Origin of the sequence: Pseudomonas crudilactis (genome assembly GCF_013433315.1) — a bacterium.
GTDB classification, from domain to species: domain Bacteria; phylum Pseudomonadota; class Gammaproteobacteria; order Pseudomonadales; family Pseudomonadaceae; genus Aquipseudomonas; species Aquipseudomonas crudilactis.
This window is the reverse complement of record NZ_WXVV01000040.1, coordinates 1-16,216: the sequence shown is the minus strand read 5'-3', so window position 1 is coordinate 16,216 and position 16,216 is coordinate 1. Positions and strand designations below refer to the sequence as shown.

Sequence of the window (16,216 nt, the reverse complement as noted above, 5' to 3'; positions counted from 1 at the left end):
GAAGTAGGAAATATCCCGGTTGATCCGGCAAAAACATACAAAAACAAACTCGTCTGTACGAGTTGTTGCATTAACTCGTACAGACGAGTACTTTTCGCTTCGGCATGCTGCCAATAACAACAATCCACAGCGGAAGAACTAGCATGAGCCACGACTATCCGAATATCGCCAGAGAGCTGTTGCAAAGCCTTGGCGGTAGCGAAAACCTCGAACAGGCCGCGCACTGCGTCACGCGTTTGCGCCTGGCGTTGAAGAATCCGGGCCTGGTCGACAGCGCCACGCTCAATCAGATCGATCTGGTCAAAGGCTCGTTCTTCACCGGTGGTTTGTACCAGGTGGTGATCGGGCCGGGCGAGGTGGAGAAAGTCTACGCCGAACTGCGCCGTCAAACCGGTCTCGCCGCCTCGACCATCGCTGACGTCAAACAGAAAAGCGCCGAAAAGATCAACGCCATGCAGCGTCTGGTGCGGGTGTTTTCCGATGTGTTCATGCCGATCCTCCCTGCGCTGATCATTGCCGGCCTGCTGATGGGCATCAACAATCTGCTCGGTGCCAAGGGCATGTTCATCGAAGGGCAGACGCTGCTGGACGCCTACCCGAAACTCGACGGGCTCTGGAGCCTGATCAATCTGATGGCCAACACCTCCTTTGTCTTTCTGCCGGCGCTGGTGGGCTGGTCGGCGGCCAAGCGCTTTGGCGGCAGTGAAATCCTCGGCATCGTGCTGGGCCTGATGCTGGTTCACCCGGACCTGCTCAACGCCTGGAACTACGGCAAGGCCGTTGCCGGGCTCGATGGTCAGCAAATGCCGTACTTCGACATTCTCGGTTTGTTTGAAGTCGAGAAAGTCGGTTACCAGGGTCAGATCCTGCCGATATTGCTGGCCGCTTACGTCATGAGCGTCATCGAAAAATGGTTGCGCGCGCGCGTACCCAACGCCATTCAATTACTGGTGGTACCGATCACCACCATCGTCGTCACCGGCGTGCTGGCGCTGGCGGTGATCGGCCCGTTGACCCGTCACATCGGCATTTTCATCACCGAGGGCCTGGTCATGCTGTTTGACCTGGCGCCGATGGTCGGGGGAGCGATTTTCGGTCTGCTGTATGCGCCGCTGGTCATCACCGGCATGCACCACATGTTTCTCGCGGTCGACCTGCAATTGATCTCGACCCAAGGTGGCACCTTCATCTGGCCAATGATCGTCATGTCCAACCTCGCTCAAGGCAGTGCCGCCCTGGCGGTGTTCTGGATGACCCGCAGTGCACGGGACAAGAGCATGGCGTCGACCTCGGCTATTTCTGCCTACTTCGGTATTACCGAACCCGCGATGTTCGGCGTCAATCTGCGCTACAAGTTTCCGTTCTACGCCGCACTGGCCGGCTCCGCTTTGGGTTGCATTTTCCTTTCGCTGAACAAGATTCAGGCGTCGGCCATCGGCGTCGGCGGCCTGCCTGGTTTCATCTCGATCATGCCGCAGTTCATCCCGATGTTTGTGATCGGGATGCTGATTGCCATGGTTGTGCCGTTCGTTCTGACCTGTGCGCTGAGCATGAAGATTGTCCGGCCTGGTTACCGGGTTGCCTGAAATCGAACCGGCAGGACTCGTAAATTCAAGAGGAAAATGTGCCATGCAAGACTGGCAACGTTCAGTGATCTACCAGATCTACCCGAAGAGTTTCCACAGCCACGCCGGCAATCCGACCGGCGATCTGCTCGGCATTGTCGCCAAACTCGACTACCTGCACTGGCTGGGTGTCGACTGTTTGTGGATCACGCCATTCCTGCGTTCGCCGCAACGTGACAACGGCTACGATATCAGCGATTACTACGCGATCGACCCGAGTTACGGCAGCATGGCCGACTGCGAGTTGCTGATTGCCGAAGCCGGCAAACGCGGCATCAAGTTGATGCTCGACATCGTGGTCAATCACACCTCGATCGAGCACGAATGGTTCCAGCAGGCGCGCAGCAGCCTCGACAATCCTTATCGCGACTTCTATATCTGGCGTGATCAGCCGAATAACTGGGAATCCAAGTTCGGTGGTTCCGCATGGGAGTACGAAGCCCAGACCGGCCAATACTTCCTGCATCTGTTCGACCACACCCAGGCGGACCTCAATTGGGACAATCCCAAGGTGCGCGCAGAAGTGTTCAAAATGATGCGCTTCTGGCGTGACAAGGGCGTGGGCGGCTTTCGTCTGGACGTGATCAACCTGATCTCCAAGCCTGCCGACTTCCCCGAAGATCACAGCGACGGCCGACGCTTTTACACCGACGGGCCAAACGTTCACGAATACCTGCAACAGATGCATCGCGAAGTCTTCGAAGGGCATGACCTGATCAACGTCGGCGAGATGTCATCCACCCGCCTCGAACACTGCATCCGGTACTCCAATCCGCAGTCGAAAGAACTGTCGATGACCTTCAACTTTCATCATCTGAAAGTCGATTATCCGAACCTGCAGAAATGGGTACGTGCCGATTTCGACTTCCTCCAGCTCAAGCGCATTCTGTCCGACTGGCAGACCGGCATGCAGGCTGGCGGCGGCTGGAACGCGTTGTTCTGGTGTAACCACGATCAACCGCGAGTGGTCTCGCGCTTCGGCAATGACGGCGAGTACCGCGAACTCTCGGCAAAGATGCTTGGCACCGCGCTGCACTTTTTACAGGGCACGCCGTTCGTGTATCAGGGCGAAGAGTTGGGCATGACCAATCCGGGGTTCGAGTCGATCGAGCATTATCGCGATGTCGAGACGCTGAATATCTTTCGGCTCAAGCGCGAAGCCGGCAGCAGCGATGCCGACAACATGGCGGCGATCATGCAGAAGTCCCGCGATAACGGTCGCACACCGATGCACTGGAACACCGGGCCAAACGCCGGTTTCAGCAGTGGCGAACCGTGGATCGGAGTACCCGCCAATGCCGCGCAGATCAACGTCGCCAATCAGCTCGACGACCCGGACTCGGTGCTGCATCACTACCGTCATCTGATCGCGCTGCGTCGCCGCGAGTCTTTGATCACCGAGGGGCAATACCGGCAATTGCTGCTGGAGCATCCGCAAGTCTGGGCTTATGTGCGTGAAGGTGACGCCGAGCGTTTGTTGGTGGTGAACAACTTCTACGGGACAACCTGTGAAGTGCAATTGCCATCGACGGTCATCAGCGAGTCGATGAGCCAGCGCCAGTTGATCAGCAATTACCCGGACGGCCCGTTGCGCCGTCGACAGATAACGTTGCGACCTTACGAATCATTCGTCCTGCATCTGATCGATTCCTGATCCCTGACGGCAACACCAACGTTTCCAAAAAACACGCAGAGCCCTGCGCGGGGGAGTTTTGCCCGCTGAATTCATGCAAGCACACAATAAAAACAATGGGATGGCTTAATGAAAACAACAATAAATCGCAGCCTTGCAATCGCAGGTATATGCCTCGCGTTTCCACAGTCGTCACCCGCTCTGGAGTTCGGCGGTTACCTGCGCAGTGGCCTCGGCAACTCGCTCAAGGGCGGCGGCCAATCGTGTTTTCAGTTGCCGGGGGCGCCAACCAAATACCGTCTGGGTAATGAATGCGAGCAGTACGGCGAACTGGAGTTGCGTCAGGATCTGTACACCTTCGACGACGGCTCGGTGTTCAGCGTCGACGGCATGGCCTCGTTGTACAACCGCTACAACCGCAGCCTGACGTTCAACGAAGACAACGGCTCGGTGCGCCTGCCACAGCTGTACACACAGTGGTCGAACCTGCCTGCGCTCAACGGTGGTTCACTGTGGGCCGGGCGTCGCTACTACAAACGTAATGACATCCACATTTCCGACTTCTATTACTGGAACCAGAGCGCCACGGGCGGCGGCGTCGAAGACGTACTGATCGGCGATCTGAAATACAGCTACGCCTTCTCACGCAAGGACAACCTGTACCAGAAGGACTACATCAACCGGCACGACTTCAACGTGGCCGGGTTCGATAGCAATCCGGGCGGAGCGCTTGAGTTCGGCTTGAGCTTCATCGCCAAACCCGACAGTCGCGATGCACACCGGGGCTGGGCTGTCACCACCCAGCATGTGCAGAAGGACTTTTTCGGCGGCAAGAACAAACTCGCCCTGCAATACGGGGAAGGGCCCGGCACCGGGTTGGGCTACACCGGCAACGTCAGGCTGGACGACAGCAACAAGAGTTACCGGATCGTCGAGTTTTTCGATTGGCAGGTGACACACAACTTTGGCGGGCAGTTCGAGGCGGTCTACCAGAAAGACATTCGTGCGGACGGTGCCGATCAGAACTGGATATCCCTGGGTGTGCGGCCGACTTATGCGCTCACCGAACAATTCAAACTGGTGACCGAGCTGGGCCACGATCAAGTCGAAGCAGCGGGCGGCACGCGCAAGCTGAGCAAGTTCACCGTGGCCCCAACCTGGTCCCCCAAGGGGCCGGAATTCTGGGCCCGGCCCGAGGTGCGTCTGTATTACACCTACGCCACCTGGAACGAGGCCGCGAAGCGGGCGGCCAATGAACTGGCCAAGGGCTCGGCGCTGTCCGACACCGGTGCCTTCGGCACCGCTCGCCACGGTGCGAACGTCGGATTGCAGGTCGAATACTGGTGGAAATAAGCAATGCTGGTGGGGCGTTGCGCTCCACGGGCACTTCAGAGAACAAACTGCAGGTGACGTCCATGGCCACACCCCAACAATTGCAATTGCTGGCACCTTTGTCCGGCGTGCTGATACCGCTTGATCAAGTGCCGGATCAAGTGTTCTCCAGCCGAGTGATCGGCGACGGCCTGTGCATCGACCCGACTTCGGCAACGCTGTGCGCGCCGCTGGCCGGGGTGGTCAGCACCGTGCAGGCCAGCGGGCATGCGGTGAGCATCACCGATGACAATGGCGTTCAGGTATTGATGCACATCGGTCTGGATACGGTGAATCTGGCGGGGCAGGGGTTTAGCCGACGGGTCGAGGAAGGTCAGCGGGTTGAAGCCGGGCAGGCGCTGATCGAGTTCGACGCCGATTACATCGCGCTGCACGCCCGCAGTCTGATGACCCTGATGTTGGTGGTCAGCGGTGAGCCATTCACCTGGCTGGCCGCGCCCACCGGTCTGGTCGAAATCGGCCAGCCGCTGTTGAGCCTTGCCAATCCAGAGGTGACCAGCGAAGCGTCGGTGGGGGCCGAAGGTGAAAGGCTGTTTTCGCCGTTGCTGAGACTGCCCAACCCCAATGGTCTGCACGCGCGTCCGGCGGCCGTTCTGGCGCAGGCGGCGAAGGCTTTTTCTGCGCGGATTTATTTGCACAGACAGCAGGCTGAAGCCAACGCCAAGTCATTGGTAGCGATCATGGCGTTGCAGACGGCTTGGGGGGACAGCGTGCAGGTAAGTGCGCAGGGCGAAGACGCGGAAGTCGCGGTCAACACGCTGGCCCGACTGCTGGCCGAGGGCTGCGGCGAAGCGGTGACCGCTTCGACGACGGCGGCGACAGTCGAGCCCGCCGAGCCAGAAACCCTGACGGTGTTACGCGGGGTCTGTGCTTCACCCGGTTCGGCGTTGGGGCAAGTGATGCAGATCAGCGAACCGACGCTCGAGGTGAATACGTTCGGCGTCGGTTCGCATATCGAGCGCGAAACGCTGGCAAACGCGCTGATCGAGGCCGATATGGCCTTGCAGCATCTGCGCGACATTGCCGGCAGCGATGCTCAGGCGGAAATCTTCAAAGCGCACCAGGAACTCCTCGCCGATCCAGGCCTGCTCGATCAGGCTCAGGTGATGATCGCCGAGGGCAAAAGTGCGGCGTTTGCCTGGCGCGCAGCCACCGAGTCGACAGCGGTACTTTTCCAGCAACTCGGTAGTCCGTTGCTGGCGGAAAGGGCGGCGGATCTGGCTGATGTCGGCTCGCGGGTCCTGAAACTGATCCTCGGGGTCAGCGAGCAGGCGCTGGCGCTGCCGGCCGGGACAATCCTGATCGCCGATCAACTGACGCCTTCGCAAACCGCCGGACTCGATACCGACAAGGTGTTGGGGTTCGCCACGGTGGGCGGTGGGGCGACCAGTCATGTGGCCATTCTGGCCCGAGCGTGGGGTCTGCCAGCGATCTGCGGGATGCCTGCGCAAATGCTCGCGTTAGCCAATGGCGCCCAGGTATTACTCGATGCCGACAAAGGCGAGTTGCAGTTGAATCCGGGGGCCGTGGCCATCAGTCAATGGCAGGCCCGGCATGAGCGACAACGTCTGCGCCATCAGCATGAACACGCGCAGGCGGCGCTGGCCGCCCGTACCCGCGACGGGCATCACGTCGAAGTGACAGCCAACGTCGCATCGCTGAGCGAAACCGAGCAGGCGATGACCTTGGGCGGTGCAGGCGTGGGGCTTTTGCGTTCGGAGTTTCTGTATCTGGATCGCAATCATGCACCCACGCGCGATGAACAAGTGTCGACCTATAACGCCATCGCCCGGGCGGTAGGCCCCGCGCATAATCTGGTGGTGCGCACGCTGGATGTCGGCGGCGACAAGCCGCTGGCGTACGTGCCGATGGACAGTGAAACCAATCCGTTCCTCGGACTGCGCGGGATCCGACTGTGTCTGGCGCGACCGGACCTGTTGCGCGAGCAGTTTCGGGCGATCCTCGGCAGTGTCGGCCTGACGCGTCTGCACATCATGCTGCCGATGGTTACCCAGCTTGCGGAATTGCGTCAGGCCCGGCAGATACTGGAGGAGCAAGCCCAGGCGCTGAATCTTGGCCAACTGCCGAAGCTGGGTATCATGATCGAAGTCCCGGCGGCGGCATTGATGGCTGACCGGTTTGCGCCGCATGTGGATTTTTTTTCGATCGGCACCAACGATCTGACGCAATACACCCTGGCGATGGATCGCGATCATCCGCGTCTGGCCAGTCAGGCGGACAGCTTTCATCCCTCGGTACTGCGCCTGATTGCCATGACCGTCAACGCCGCGCACGCCCATGGCAAATGGGTGGGCGTGTGTGGTGCGATGGCCTCCGAGCGGCTCGCGGTGCCGCTACTGCTGGGGCTTGGCGTGGATGAATTGTCCGTGAGCGTGCCGCAGATTCCCGCGATCAAAGCGGCGGTGCGCGAGGTGAATCTGCTCGACTGCAAGGCCATAGCCGAACAGCTGCTGGGGCTCGAGAGTGCTGAACAAGTGCGTGAGGCGCTGCACCTGTATCACGAGGCGGCAGCCGATACTTTACCGGTTCTGGAGAACTGAACATGTTCGATAAATTGCAGAAGGCGTTCTGGAAAGCCCTGACTCCGGATCTCGTGGCCGACGTACCGAAAGTGCAGGCCGAGCCTGACGGCGGATTGAGCACAGCGATGATCGCGGCACTCGGTGGCGCGGATAACCTCAAGTCGCAGCAACCGGTGGCGTTGACTCGGGTGCGGGTGGCGTTGCGCGATTTGACGCGTATGGATCGCCAGGCGCTGAGCGATGCCGGTGTCGCGGGTGTCATGCTGCAAGAGCGTGGCGTGGTGCACTTGATTACCGGCCTGCGGCCCTGAACCCGAAGGATAAGTGCGGCCTCAGGTCGCCCTTACTGTTTCTCAACCGCAGGTGTATCGTATTCGCCTTTTACGGACCTTCAGGGTCCGTCGCTGATACGTGAGGTAGTTGAGTTCATGTCCTTTACCCGTCGCCAAATCCTCGGTGGCCTGGCCGGTCTTGTTGTCGTTGGCGTTGGAGCGGGGGGCGCGTCGCGTTACTGGCTGGGCAAAATGGCTGATGCTGACGCGGGCCATGATTACGAGCTGATCGCAGCGCCACTGGACGTTGAACTGGTCCCGGGGCACAAGACCGAGGCCTGGGCGTTCGGTCCATCGGCGCCGGGCACCGAGCTGCGTGTTCGTCAGGGTGAATGGCTGCGGGTGCGCTTCATCAACCATCTGCCGGTGGCGACCACGATTCACTGGCACGGCATTCGTCTGCCGCTGGAAATGGACGGCGTGCCGTACGTGTCGCAGCTGCCGGTGTTGCCGGGCGAGTACTTCGATTACAAGTTCCGCGTGCCGGATGCCGGTAGCTATTGGTATCACCCGCACGTCAGCAGCAGCGAAGAACTGGGGCGCGGGCTGGTCGGGCCGCTGATCATCGAAGAGCGCGAGCCGACCGGCTTCAAGTACGAAAAGACCCTGAGCCTGAAAAACTGGCACATCGATGACGAAGGCAATTTCGTCGAGTTCAGCATCCCGCGTGAAGCCGCACGTGGCGGCACGGCAGGGCGTTTGTCGACCATCAACGGCGTGCCGACCCCTGTGATCGACTTGCCGGCCGGGCAGATTACCCGCGTGCGTCTGCTTAACCTCGATAACACCCTGACGTATCGCATCAACATCCCTGGCGTCGAAGCGCAGATCTACGCGCTGGACGGCAACCCGGTCGAGCCGCGCCCACTGGGCAAGGAATACTGGCTCGGCCCGGGCATGCGCATTTGCCTGGCGATCAAGGCGCCGGCGGCGGGCGAAGAATTGTCGCTGCGCAATGGCCCGGTGCGTCTTGGCACGCTACGTTCGGTGGCCAATTCTGATGCGCCGACCGACTGGCCAAAAGCGTTGCCGGCCAACCCGGTGGCTGAGCCGGACCTGGCCAATGCCGAGAAACTCAACTTCAATTTCGAATGGGTCGGCTCAGTGTCGGTCAACGTCGAAAACGGCAAACCGCCGAGTCTGTGGCAGATCAACGGCAAAGCCTGGGATATCACCGACAAGACCTGTGCCGACCGGCCGATTGCCAGTCTGAAACTGGGGCAGAGCTACATCTTCGAATTGAAGAACATGACCCAATATCAGCACCCGATCCATCTGCACGGCATGAGCTTCAAGGTGATCGCCTCAAACCGGCACAAGATCATTCCGTACTTCACCGACACCTATCTGCTGGGCAAGAACGAGCGCGCGCAAGTGGCGTTGGTGGCCGATAATCCGGGTGTGTGGATGTTCCACTGCCACGTGATCGATCACATGGAAACCGGCCTGATGGCCGCCATCGAGGTGAAGTGATGCGCCAGATTCGCCCTGCGGCGATCATCGACCGCAGCCGTGACCGCGATTTCATGCGCGAAGCCCTGACCCTCGCCGCACAAGGCGCAGCACTGGGTGAAGTGCCGGTCGGCGCGGTGCTGGTACAGGACGGTGAGATCATCGGGCGCGGCTTCAACTGCCCGATCAGCACCCGCGACCCGAGTGCCCATGCGGAAATGGTCGCGATTCGTGCGGCCGCGCAAGCCGTGGATAACTATCGCCTGCCGGGCAGCACGCTGTATGTGACGCTGGAACCGTGCAGCATGTGCGCGGGGCTCATCGTGCATTCACGGGTGGCGCGGGTGGTGTATGGCGCATTGGAGCCGAAGGCGGGGATTGTGCAGAGTCAGGGGCAGTTTTTTACCCAGGGCTTTTTGAATCACCGGGTGTTGTATGAGGGTGGGGTGTTGGCGGAGGAGTGTGGCGCGGTGTTGACCGAGTTCTTCCGCGCCCGAAGAGCGAAAAGCCCCTCACCCTAACCCTCTCCCCGAGGGAGAGGGGACTGACCGAGCTGGATGGGCGAGGTCCGCCGACCTGAGATTCCGAGTCGAACTCAAGTTTTGAAAAGCCCAAAGATCGGCTCCCTCTTCCAGAGGTACAGGGGACTGACCGAGGTGATTGGCAGAAATATGGCGACCAGGATATCGAGTTGAGCCCAGATCTTCAAAAGCCCCAAGATCGGCTCCCTCTCCTTGGGGAGAGGGCTGGGGTGAGGGGTGGGCTCACCGCGGTGTTTGGGCGATTGGATTATTTACGAGCGACAATCACCGCGCGCATCGGCGCCGGCAACCCTTCGATGGTTTTGCTGTGATCTTCCGGATCAAGGAAATCACTCAGCGACTGATACTTCATCCACTCGGTACCGCGCTGTTCTTCAACCGTTGTTGTGCTCACATCCACGCAACGAATATCGGTGAACCCGGCACGACGCAGCCACAACTCCAGCGCCGGCACCGACGGCAGGAACCACACGTTACGCATCTGCGCGTAGCGATCTTCCGGCACCAGTACCTGATGCTTGTCGCCTTCGACCACCAGCGTTTCCAGCACCAGTTCGCCGCCCTTGACCAGGCAATCCTTCAGCGCCAGCAGATGCTCGATCGGCGAGCGACGGTGGTAGAACACGCCCATGGAGAACACCGTATCGAACCCTTCCAGATTCGGCGGCAGGTCTTCGAACGGGAACGGCAGGTGCCAGGCATTCGGTTCTGACAGATAACGTTGCACCGCCTGGAACTGGCAGAAAAACAACCAGTTCGGATCGACACCGATCACGCTGTCAGCACCGGCACCGAGCATGCGCCACATGTAATAACCGTTGCCGCAACCGACATCGAGGATGCGTTTGCCTTTCAGGTCCAGATGCGGAGCAACGCGCGACCATTTCCAGTCCGAGCGCCATTCTGTGTCGACGTGCACGCCAAACAGATCGAACGGGCCTTTGCGCCATGGCGACAGGCCCATCAGCGCAGTACGCATCTGCGCGCGGGTTTCATCGTCACAATCGGTGTCGAGTTTCAAACCGTTGAGCAGGTCGACTTCGCTCGGCTGGATTTTCGGCAGGGCATCCAGCGCACTTTGCCAGCGCTCCAGATCGCCGTGACCTTTCTCCATTTTCTTGTCGAGTTGCGCCTGCAGGGTGTTGGCCCATTCGGCCAGCGGTGTGCCGGCCAGACGGCGGGCGAGGGGGGACAGATCAATCATGGCAAGGCAATCAACGAGGCAAAGTTAAGACACTGGAACCACGGCACGACTTTCGAGAACCCGGCGGACAGCAGGCGTTCGCGGTGTTCTTCGAGGCTGTCGGGCTTCATGACGTTTTCGATGGCGCTGCGCTTCTGGGCAATTTCCAGTTCGCTGTAGCCGTTGGCGCGTTTGAAGGCGACGTGCAGATCGGTGAGCAGCGCGTGTTCTTCGGCATCGTTGAAGCGCAGCTTTTCCGACAGAATCAGCGCGCCGCCCGGCAGCAGCGCTTGGCGGATGCGCGAGAGCAACGCCGTACGCTGATCCGGGGCGATGAATTGCAGGGTGAAGTTCAGCGCCACCACCGAAGCAGGCTGGAAATCCAGGGCGAGAATGTCGCCTTCGATCACTTCCACCGGCAGCAACTCCTGGAACATCGAGTCCTGACCGTTGAGGTATTCGCGGCAGCGCTCGACCATCGCAGCAGAGTTATCCACAGCGATCACCCGGCAACCGTCGGTGCGCACATGGCGGCGCAACGCTTGAGTCACCGCGCCCAGGGATGAGCCGAGGTCGTAGAGCACGCTGTTCGGTTGAGCGAACTGCGCGGCGAGCACGCCGAGGTTTTCGACGATGGTCGGGTAACCCGGCACCGAGCGCTTGATCATGTCCGGGAACACCCGCACCACGTCTTCGTTGAAGGCGAAGTCAGGTACCTGGGCCAAGGGCTTGGCGAAAATGCGATCGGGTTCTTTGCTCACGGCGGTTCCGGCGGTGTCGGTGGAAAAGGCCGGCATTTTAGCCAAAAGGGCGCGGGGATGCTTGGGTTGTCTGATAAAGCGGCAAATCAAAAGATCGCAGCCTGCGGCAGCTCCTACATGGGAATGCGGTTTTCTGTAGGAGCTGCCGCAGGCTGCGATCTTTTAAAGGCTAGCGCGTTTGCTTTGGGAGAACGCGGAGGCCGCAATGCCCCACTGGCCCAGCCAGTAGCTGAGGATGATGACGTATGGCGCGGCGTGGAATGGCGAGACGAAGCGATCAATGCCGATCACGCTGTCCGAGAACACAAACGCCAGCGCACCGCCCGCCGCCAGCAACGCCGAGCGTTTCGGCACATTGGTGCCCAAACGGGCCAGCGCGCGCCAGAGCATCGCGCTGATCGCCGTGCCATAAACAATCACCGGCACCAGCAATGGCCCAAGACTGCTGGAAATCAGAAGACCCAGCAGCACCGCGCCCACTCCGAGGGCAAGCATCAGCGGCAAAATCGCTAGACGCTTGCAGTCGCTCAGATAAGCCTTCAGATACGCCAGATGCGCGACTAGAAACGCGCCAAGGCCGAATACAAACAAATTCCCCGGCCAAGCGAGCAACACATCACCGAGCAGCGAGAAAATCAGCCCGAGGCTGATCCAGCGCCGATAGTCGCTGGGCGGCGCATCGTGGAGCCAGCCGAGCAGCGCCAGCACGGGTAACGGTTTGACCAACAGACACAGCAACGCCGCATGGGTGCTGACGCCGTAGAGAAACGTCACCGCGCCCATCAGCGCCAGAATCAGCCAGCCCACGATCAATTCACCGAAATGGCGCAGTCAAAGGTTTCCACTGGCAGCACTTCCGGTGCCCACGGTTGTTGCGAAGTCAGGCGCAGGCGCCCAGTGCCGGGGGCGAAGGCCTGGAAGCGCCAGGTCGACAGACCCGCTGCACCGACCACGCCAGCGTCTTCCGGATTGCTGTAGACCTCGGGGCTGAGTGCGCGCAGCACGCCACCGGCGGAATCCTGAATGGCCCAGCGATAACCCGTGGTCGGATTGCTTGGCAGCATGATGATGAGGTTTTGTCCGTTGGTGAGCCGCACCGGGCATTCGCTTTGTTTTTCCACGGTCACATTGTGTTTCGGCTGTGTGGCGCAAGCGGCCAGCAAGGCAAGGGCGAGGGGGAGAAACAGGCGAGTGGGGGACATAGGGTCAGCGGCTCCGGGGGTTCACGACGAACGGCGAGCATAACTGAAGATGAGACAAAGTGTGACGGTCGGGGATTGCATCGTCAGTCCGGACGCCATCGCTGGCGTGCCAGCGATAGTGGTATATCAGGCATTACACGCTTGGCAAAGTGCAGGCCCACAAGGTTATGGAAATTAACTCACCTCAAGGTCGAAGCTGCCGAGAATGTCGACCTTTTCTATTACGTATTGGGCGATAACATGGAATGACATTTTGTAGCATCTTTTGCTCTCATCGAAATCAAATGTAAATGTCCCATCGTCTGCCTCATAGAATTCGTAGTCTTCACCCTTGTCGAGATAGCCAAATTGGGCGAGTTTAAAACCGCTCACGTCTTTTTTTACAATTATGTAAATCCCTCGATAGTTTTTCAGCGGATGGGGATCGCCTTCTGTCCCGTAAAAATGAAAATGCTCTACGTCCTTGAATACCGTAAAACGAGTGGCTGCGAAATCAGGCTGCTTTTCAATCTTGGCTTTAAAGCTTCCAGTGATGGTGTTTGTTACGGCAGATTTAGCGGTCATCTTTCGAGAGTTCCAATGAGGTGATAAGCCTCAATGGTGAACTCGATTATTCACAGTGATAACTGTCAGAGTTGACAGGTTTATTAGATTGATTGGTTATGAAAATCTGCGAAGACTAAGCTCTTGAAAAAAAATGGCCAGCCAAGAGCGCTGGCCATGCTTGTTCCCTTCACATTCAGCCAATCAGAACAACACCTTCGCCACATCCGCAAAACGCTTGGCGAAATGCACGGTAATCCCTTCTTTCAGATAATCCGGCAACTCCTCGAAGTTACCCCGGTTCGGCTCCGGCAAAATCAACTCGAAAATCTTCTGCCGGCGCGCCGCAATCACCTTCTCACGCACCCCGCCAATCGGCAGCACATGCCCGGTCAACGTCAGTTCGCCGGTCATCGCCACGCCTTTTTTCGGTGCTTGATTGCGCGCGAGGGAGAGCAGGGCGCTGGCCATGGTCACGCCGGCGCTCGGGCCGTCCTTCGGTGTTGCACCTTCCGGGACGTGCAGGTGGACGAAGGCTTCGTCGAAGAACTTCGCATCGCCGCCGAATTGTTTCAGGTGCGAGCTGACGTAGCTGTAAGCGATCTCCGCCGATTCCTTCATCACATCGCCGAGTTGCCCGGTGAGTTTGAAGCCACGGTTTAGCGTGTGAATCCGCGTCGCTTCGATCGGCAGAGTCGCGCCGCCCATGCTGGTCCAGGCCAGACCGGTAATCACGCCCGTACCGGACAGCACTTGTTCGTTACGGAACACCGGATGACCCAGTGACGCTTCGAGGTCTTTCGGCCCGAGCTTGATCACCGCTTTCGGGTCATCAATGAGCTTCATCACTGCTTTGCGCACCAGTTTGCCCATTTGTTTCTCGAGCTGGCGCACCCCGGCTTCACGGGCGTAACCGTCGATCAAGGCTTTGAGCGCGGTGTCGCTGATGCTCAGGCTGCCCTTGGACACGCCAGCCTTTTCCAGCAGTTTCGGCCACAAGTGACGCTTGGCGATGGCGACTTTTTCTTCGGTGATGTAGCCGGACAGGCGAATCACTTCCATGCGGTCGAGCAACGGACCCGGAATCGAGTCGAGGGTGTTGGCGGTGCAGACGAACAGGACTTTCGACAGGTCCATGCGCAGGTCGAGGTAGTGGTCGAGGAATTCGACATTCTGTTCCGGGTCGAGGGTTTCCAGCAGTGCCGAGGCCGGGTCGCCCTGGTAGCTCTGGCCCATCTTGTCGATCTCGTCGAGCATGATCACCGGGTTCATCACTTCGACGTCTTTCAACGCCTGCACCAGTTTGCCCGGCTGCGCGCCGATGTAGGTGCGGCGGTGGCCCTTGATCTCGGCCTCATCACGCATGCCGCCGAGGCTGAAGCGGTAGAACGGCCGGCCGAGGGATTCGGCGATGGATTTGCCGACGCTGGTTTTACCCACGCCCGGCGGGCCGACCAGCAGCACGATGGAGCCGCTGATCTCACCTTTATAGGCACCGACGGCGAGGAATTCGAGGATGCGGTCCTTGATGTCGTCGAGGCCGGCGTGGTGTTTGTCGAGGATTTTGCGTGCGTGCTTGAGGTCGAGTTTGTCCTCGCCGTACATGCCCCACGGCACCGAGGTCGCCCAGTCGAGGTAATTGCGGGTGACCGCGTACTCCGGCGAGCCGGTTTCGAGGATCGACAGCTTGTTCATTTCCTCTTCGAGGCGTTTCTGCACCTGCGCCGGCAGGACTTTGCCTTCGAGGCGTTGTTCGAACTGTTCGAGGTCGGCGCTGCGGTCGTCCTTGGTCAGGCCGAGTTCCTGCTGGATGACCTTGAGTTGTTCCTTGAGGAAGAATTCGCGCTGATGCTCGCCGATCTTGCGGTTAACTTCCGCAGAGATTTCTTTTTGCAGGCGCGCGACTTCAACTTCCTTGCGCAGCATCGGCAGGACTTTTTCCATGCGCTTGAGCATCGGCACGCAGTCGAGCACTTCTTGCAGTTCGGGGCCGGTGGCCGAGGTCAGCGCGGCGGCGAAGTCGGTCAGCGGCGACGGGTCGTTGGGGCTGAAGCGGTTGAGGTAGTTTTTCAGTTCTTCGCTGTACAGCGGGTTGAGCGGCAGCAGTTCTTTGATCGCGTTGATCAGCGCCATGCCGTAAGCCTTGACCTCGTCGGTCGGCTCGGTGGGCTGGTGCGGGTATTCGACTTCGACCAGATACGGTGGGCGGTGGTGTTTGAGCCAGGTTTTGATGCGTACGCGGCTCAGGCCTTGGGCGACGAATTGCAGTTTGCCGTTTTCGCGGCTGGCGTGGTGGACTTTGACCAGGGTGCCGTACTGCGGCAGGGCGCCGGTGTCGAAGTGGCGCGGGTCTTCCTGTGGCGTGTCCATGAAGAACAGGGCCAGGGAGTGGTGTTCGGATTTGCTGACCAGTTCGAGGGTTTCGGCCCACGGTTCTTCGTTGACGATGACTGGCAGGACTTGGGCCGGGAAGAACGGGCGGTTGTGGATCGGGATGATGTAGACCTTGTCCGGCAGGTTCTGGCCTGGCAGGGCGAGGCCTTTACCGGAGGAGGTGTGTTCGATGTGTTCGGCTTCGGTGTAGTCGTCGGGGTTTTCCGGGAATTCTTGCTGGTCGCTCATGGGGCACCTGCGCAATGGGGTATGGGTCTTAGATGGGGCAGGGTTTGGGTGGTTTCAATGGGGGGCGGTGTTTCTGCTTGTGTGTTCAGGGTTTTGACAGGGTTCACGCTTTTGACTTGGCGGCCTTTGGGCTGACCAGGTTCTTGGGGTTTTGGGGGTATATCCGTTGCTTCGGGTGCTGCGGCTGGCGGTTTCGCCCTTACGGCGAGGCACTTTTTCCAGACGCCGAAAAAGTACCCAAAAAGGCTTGCTCCTACGTGCGGCCCGCTCGCTGAGGCTCGGGGTTCCTTCGCTGCGGGATCGATCCGGGCGCAGCGCCTACGGTTTGCTTCGCTGCACCTCCTCTCGCTGTGTTTGGCTGCGCCAAACGGTCGCTGCGCTCCCAC

At 59.6% G+C, this 16,216-nt stretch carries 13 protein-coding genes; 7 read left to right on the top strand and 6 right to left on the bottom strand.

Going from position 1 to position 16,216, the window contains the following annotated elements:
* Positions 1 to 143 precede the first annotated feature (143 nt).
* From treP to tadA, 7 genes are all read left to right on the top strand, one after another.
* Positions 144 to 1,586: a PTS system trehalose-specific EIIBC component gene (gene treP, locus GTU76_RS29425; protein ID WP_016984354.1), complete on the top strand. Its 1,443-nt coding sequence runs from the start codon at positions 144 to 146 to the stop codon at positions 1,584 to 1,586.
* A 43-nt stretch (positions 1,587 to 1,629) separates the two neighbouring features.
* Complete coding sequence (gene treC / locus GTU76_RS29420) at positions 1,630 to 3,279, top strand: alpha,alpha-phosphotrehalase (protein WP_016984353.1); 1,650 nt, start codon at positions 1,630 to 1,632, stop codon at positions 3,277 to 3,279.
* A 108-nt stretch (positions 3,280 to 3,387) separates the two neighbouring features.
* Positions 3,388 to 4,611 (top strand): maltoporin, encoded by a 1,224-nt coding sequence (locus GTU76_RS29415; RefSeq protein ID WP_180700227.1) that lies wholly within the window; start codon positions 3,388 to 3,390, stop codon positions 4,609 to 4,611.
* Between the two features lie 62 nt (positions 4,612 to 4,673).
* On the top strand, positions 4,674 to 7,211 hold the full coding sequence (gene ptsP / locus GTU76_RS29410; RefSeq protein ID WP_016984351.1) for a phosphoenolpyruvate--protein phosphotransferase: 2,538 nt from the start codon (positions 4,674 to 4,676) through the stop codon (positions 7,209 to 7,211).
* Positions 7,212 to 7,213: 2 nt separating this feature from the next.
* Complete coding sequence (locus GTU76_RS29405) at positions 7,214 to 7,504, top strand: PTS sugar transporter subunit IIB (RefSeq protein ID WP_180700226.1); 291 nt, start codon at positions 7,214 to 7,216, stop codon at positions 7,502 to 7,504.
* Positions 7,505 to 7,621: 117 nt separating this feature from the next.
* The gene (locus GTU76_RS29400) at positions 7,622 to 8,998 is read left to right on the top strand and encodes a multicopper oxidase family protein (protein WP_016984349.1); all 1,377 of its coding nucleotides are present in this window, start codon (positions 7,622 to 7,624) and stop codon (positions 8,996 to 8,998) included.
* Positions 8,998 to 9,498 (top strand): tRNA adenosine(34) deaminase TadA, encoded by a 501-nt coding sequence (gene tadA / locus GTU76_RS29395; protein ID WP_180700225.1) that lies wholly within the window; start codon positions 8,998 to 9,000, stop codon positions 9,496 to 9,498. Before GTU76_RS29400 ends, tadA begins: the two co-directional genes overlap by 1 nt.
* Positions 9,499 to 9,766: 268 nt before the next feature.
* Here the strand turns inward: tadA and cmoB are convergent, their stop codons facing one another.
* From cmoB to lon, 6 genes are all read right to left on the bottom strand, one after another.
* Positions 9,767 to 10,723 carry a tRNA 5-methoxyuridine(34)/uridine 5-oxyacetic acid(34) synthase CmoB gene (cmoB, locus tag GTU76_RS29390; RefSeq protein ID WP_180700224.1) on the bottom strand — a complete coding sequence of 319 codons (957 nt, stop codon included), beginning with the start codon at positions 10,721 to 10,723 and terminating at the stop codon, positions 9,767 to 9,769.
* Positions 10,720 to 11,499 (bottom strand): carboxy-S-adenosyl-L-methionine synthase CmoA, encoded by a 780-nt coding sequence (gene cmoA / locus GTU76_RS29385; protein ID WP_180700232.1) that lies wholly within the window; start codon positions 11,497 to 11,499, stop codon positions 10,720 to 10,722. The genes cmoB and cmoA overlap by 4 nt, the downstream gene beginning before the upstream one ends.
* Positions 11,500 to 11,625: 126 nt before the next feature.
* Positions 11,626 to 12,270: a lysoplasmalogenase family protein gene (locus GTU76_RS29380; protein ID WP_180700223.1), complete on the bottom strand. Its 645-nt coding sequence runs from the start codon at positions 12,268 to 12,270 to the stop codon at positions 11,626 to 11,628.
* 2 nt (positions 12,271 to 12,272) lie between these two features.
* A complete protein-coding gene (locus GTU76_RS29375) occupies positions 12,273 to 12,665 on the bottom strand; it encodes a protease inhibitor I42 family protein (RefSeq protein ID WP_175553282.1) in 393 nt (130 codons plus the stop codon).
* A 174-nt stretch (positions 12,666 to 12,839) separates the two neighbouring features.
* The gene (locus GTU76_RS29370) at positions 12,840 to 13,229 is read right to left on the bottom strand and encodes a hypothetical protein (protein WP_180700222.1); all 390 of its coding nucleotides are present in this window, start codon (positions 13,227 to 13,229) and stop codon (positions 12,840 to 12,842) included.
* Positions 13,230 to 13,412: 183 nt separating this feature from the next.
* The gene (lon, locus tag GTU76_RS29365) at positions 13,413 to 15,830 is read right to left on the bottom strand and encodes an endopeptidase La (RefSeq protein ID WP_219342304.1); all 2,418 of its coding nucleotides are present in this window, start codon (positions 15,828 to 15,830) and stop codon (positions 13,413 to 13,415) included.
* Positions 15,831 to 16,216 lie beyond the last annotated feature (386 nt).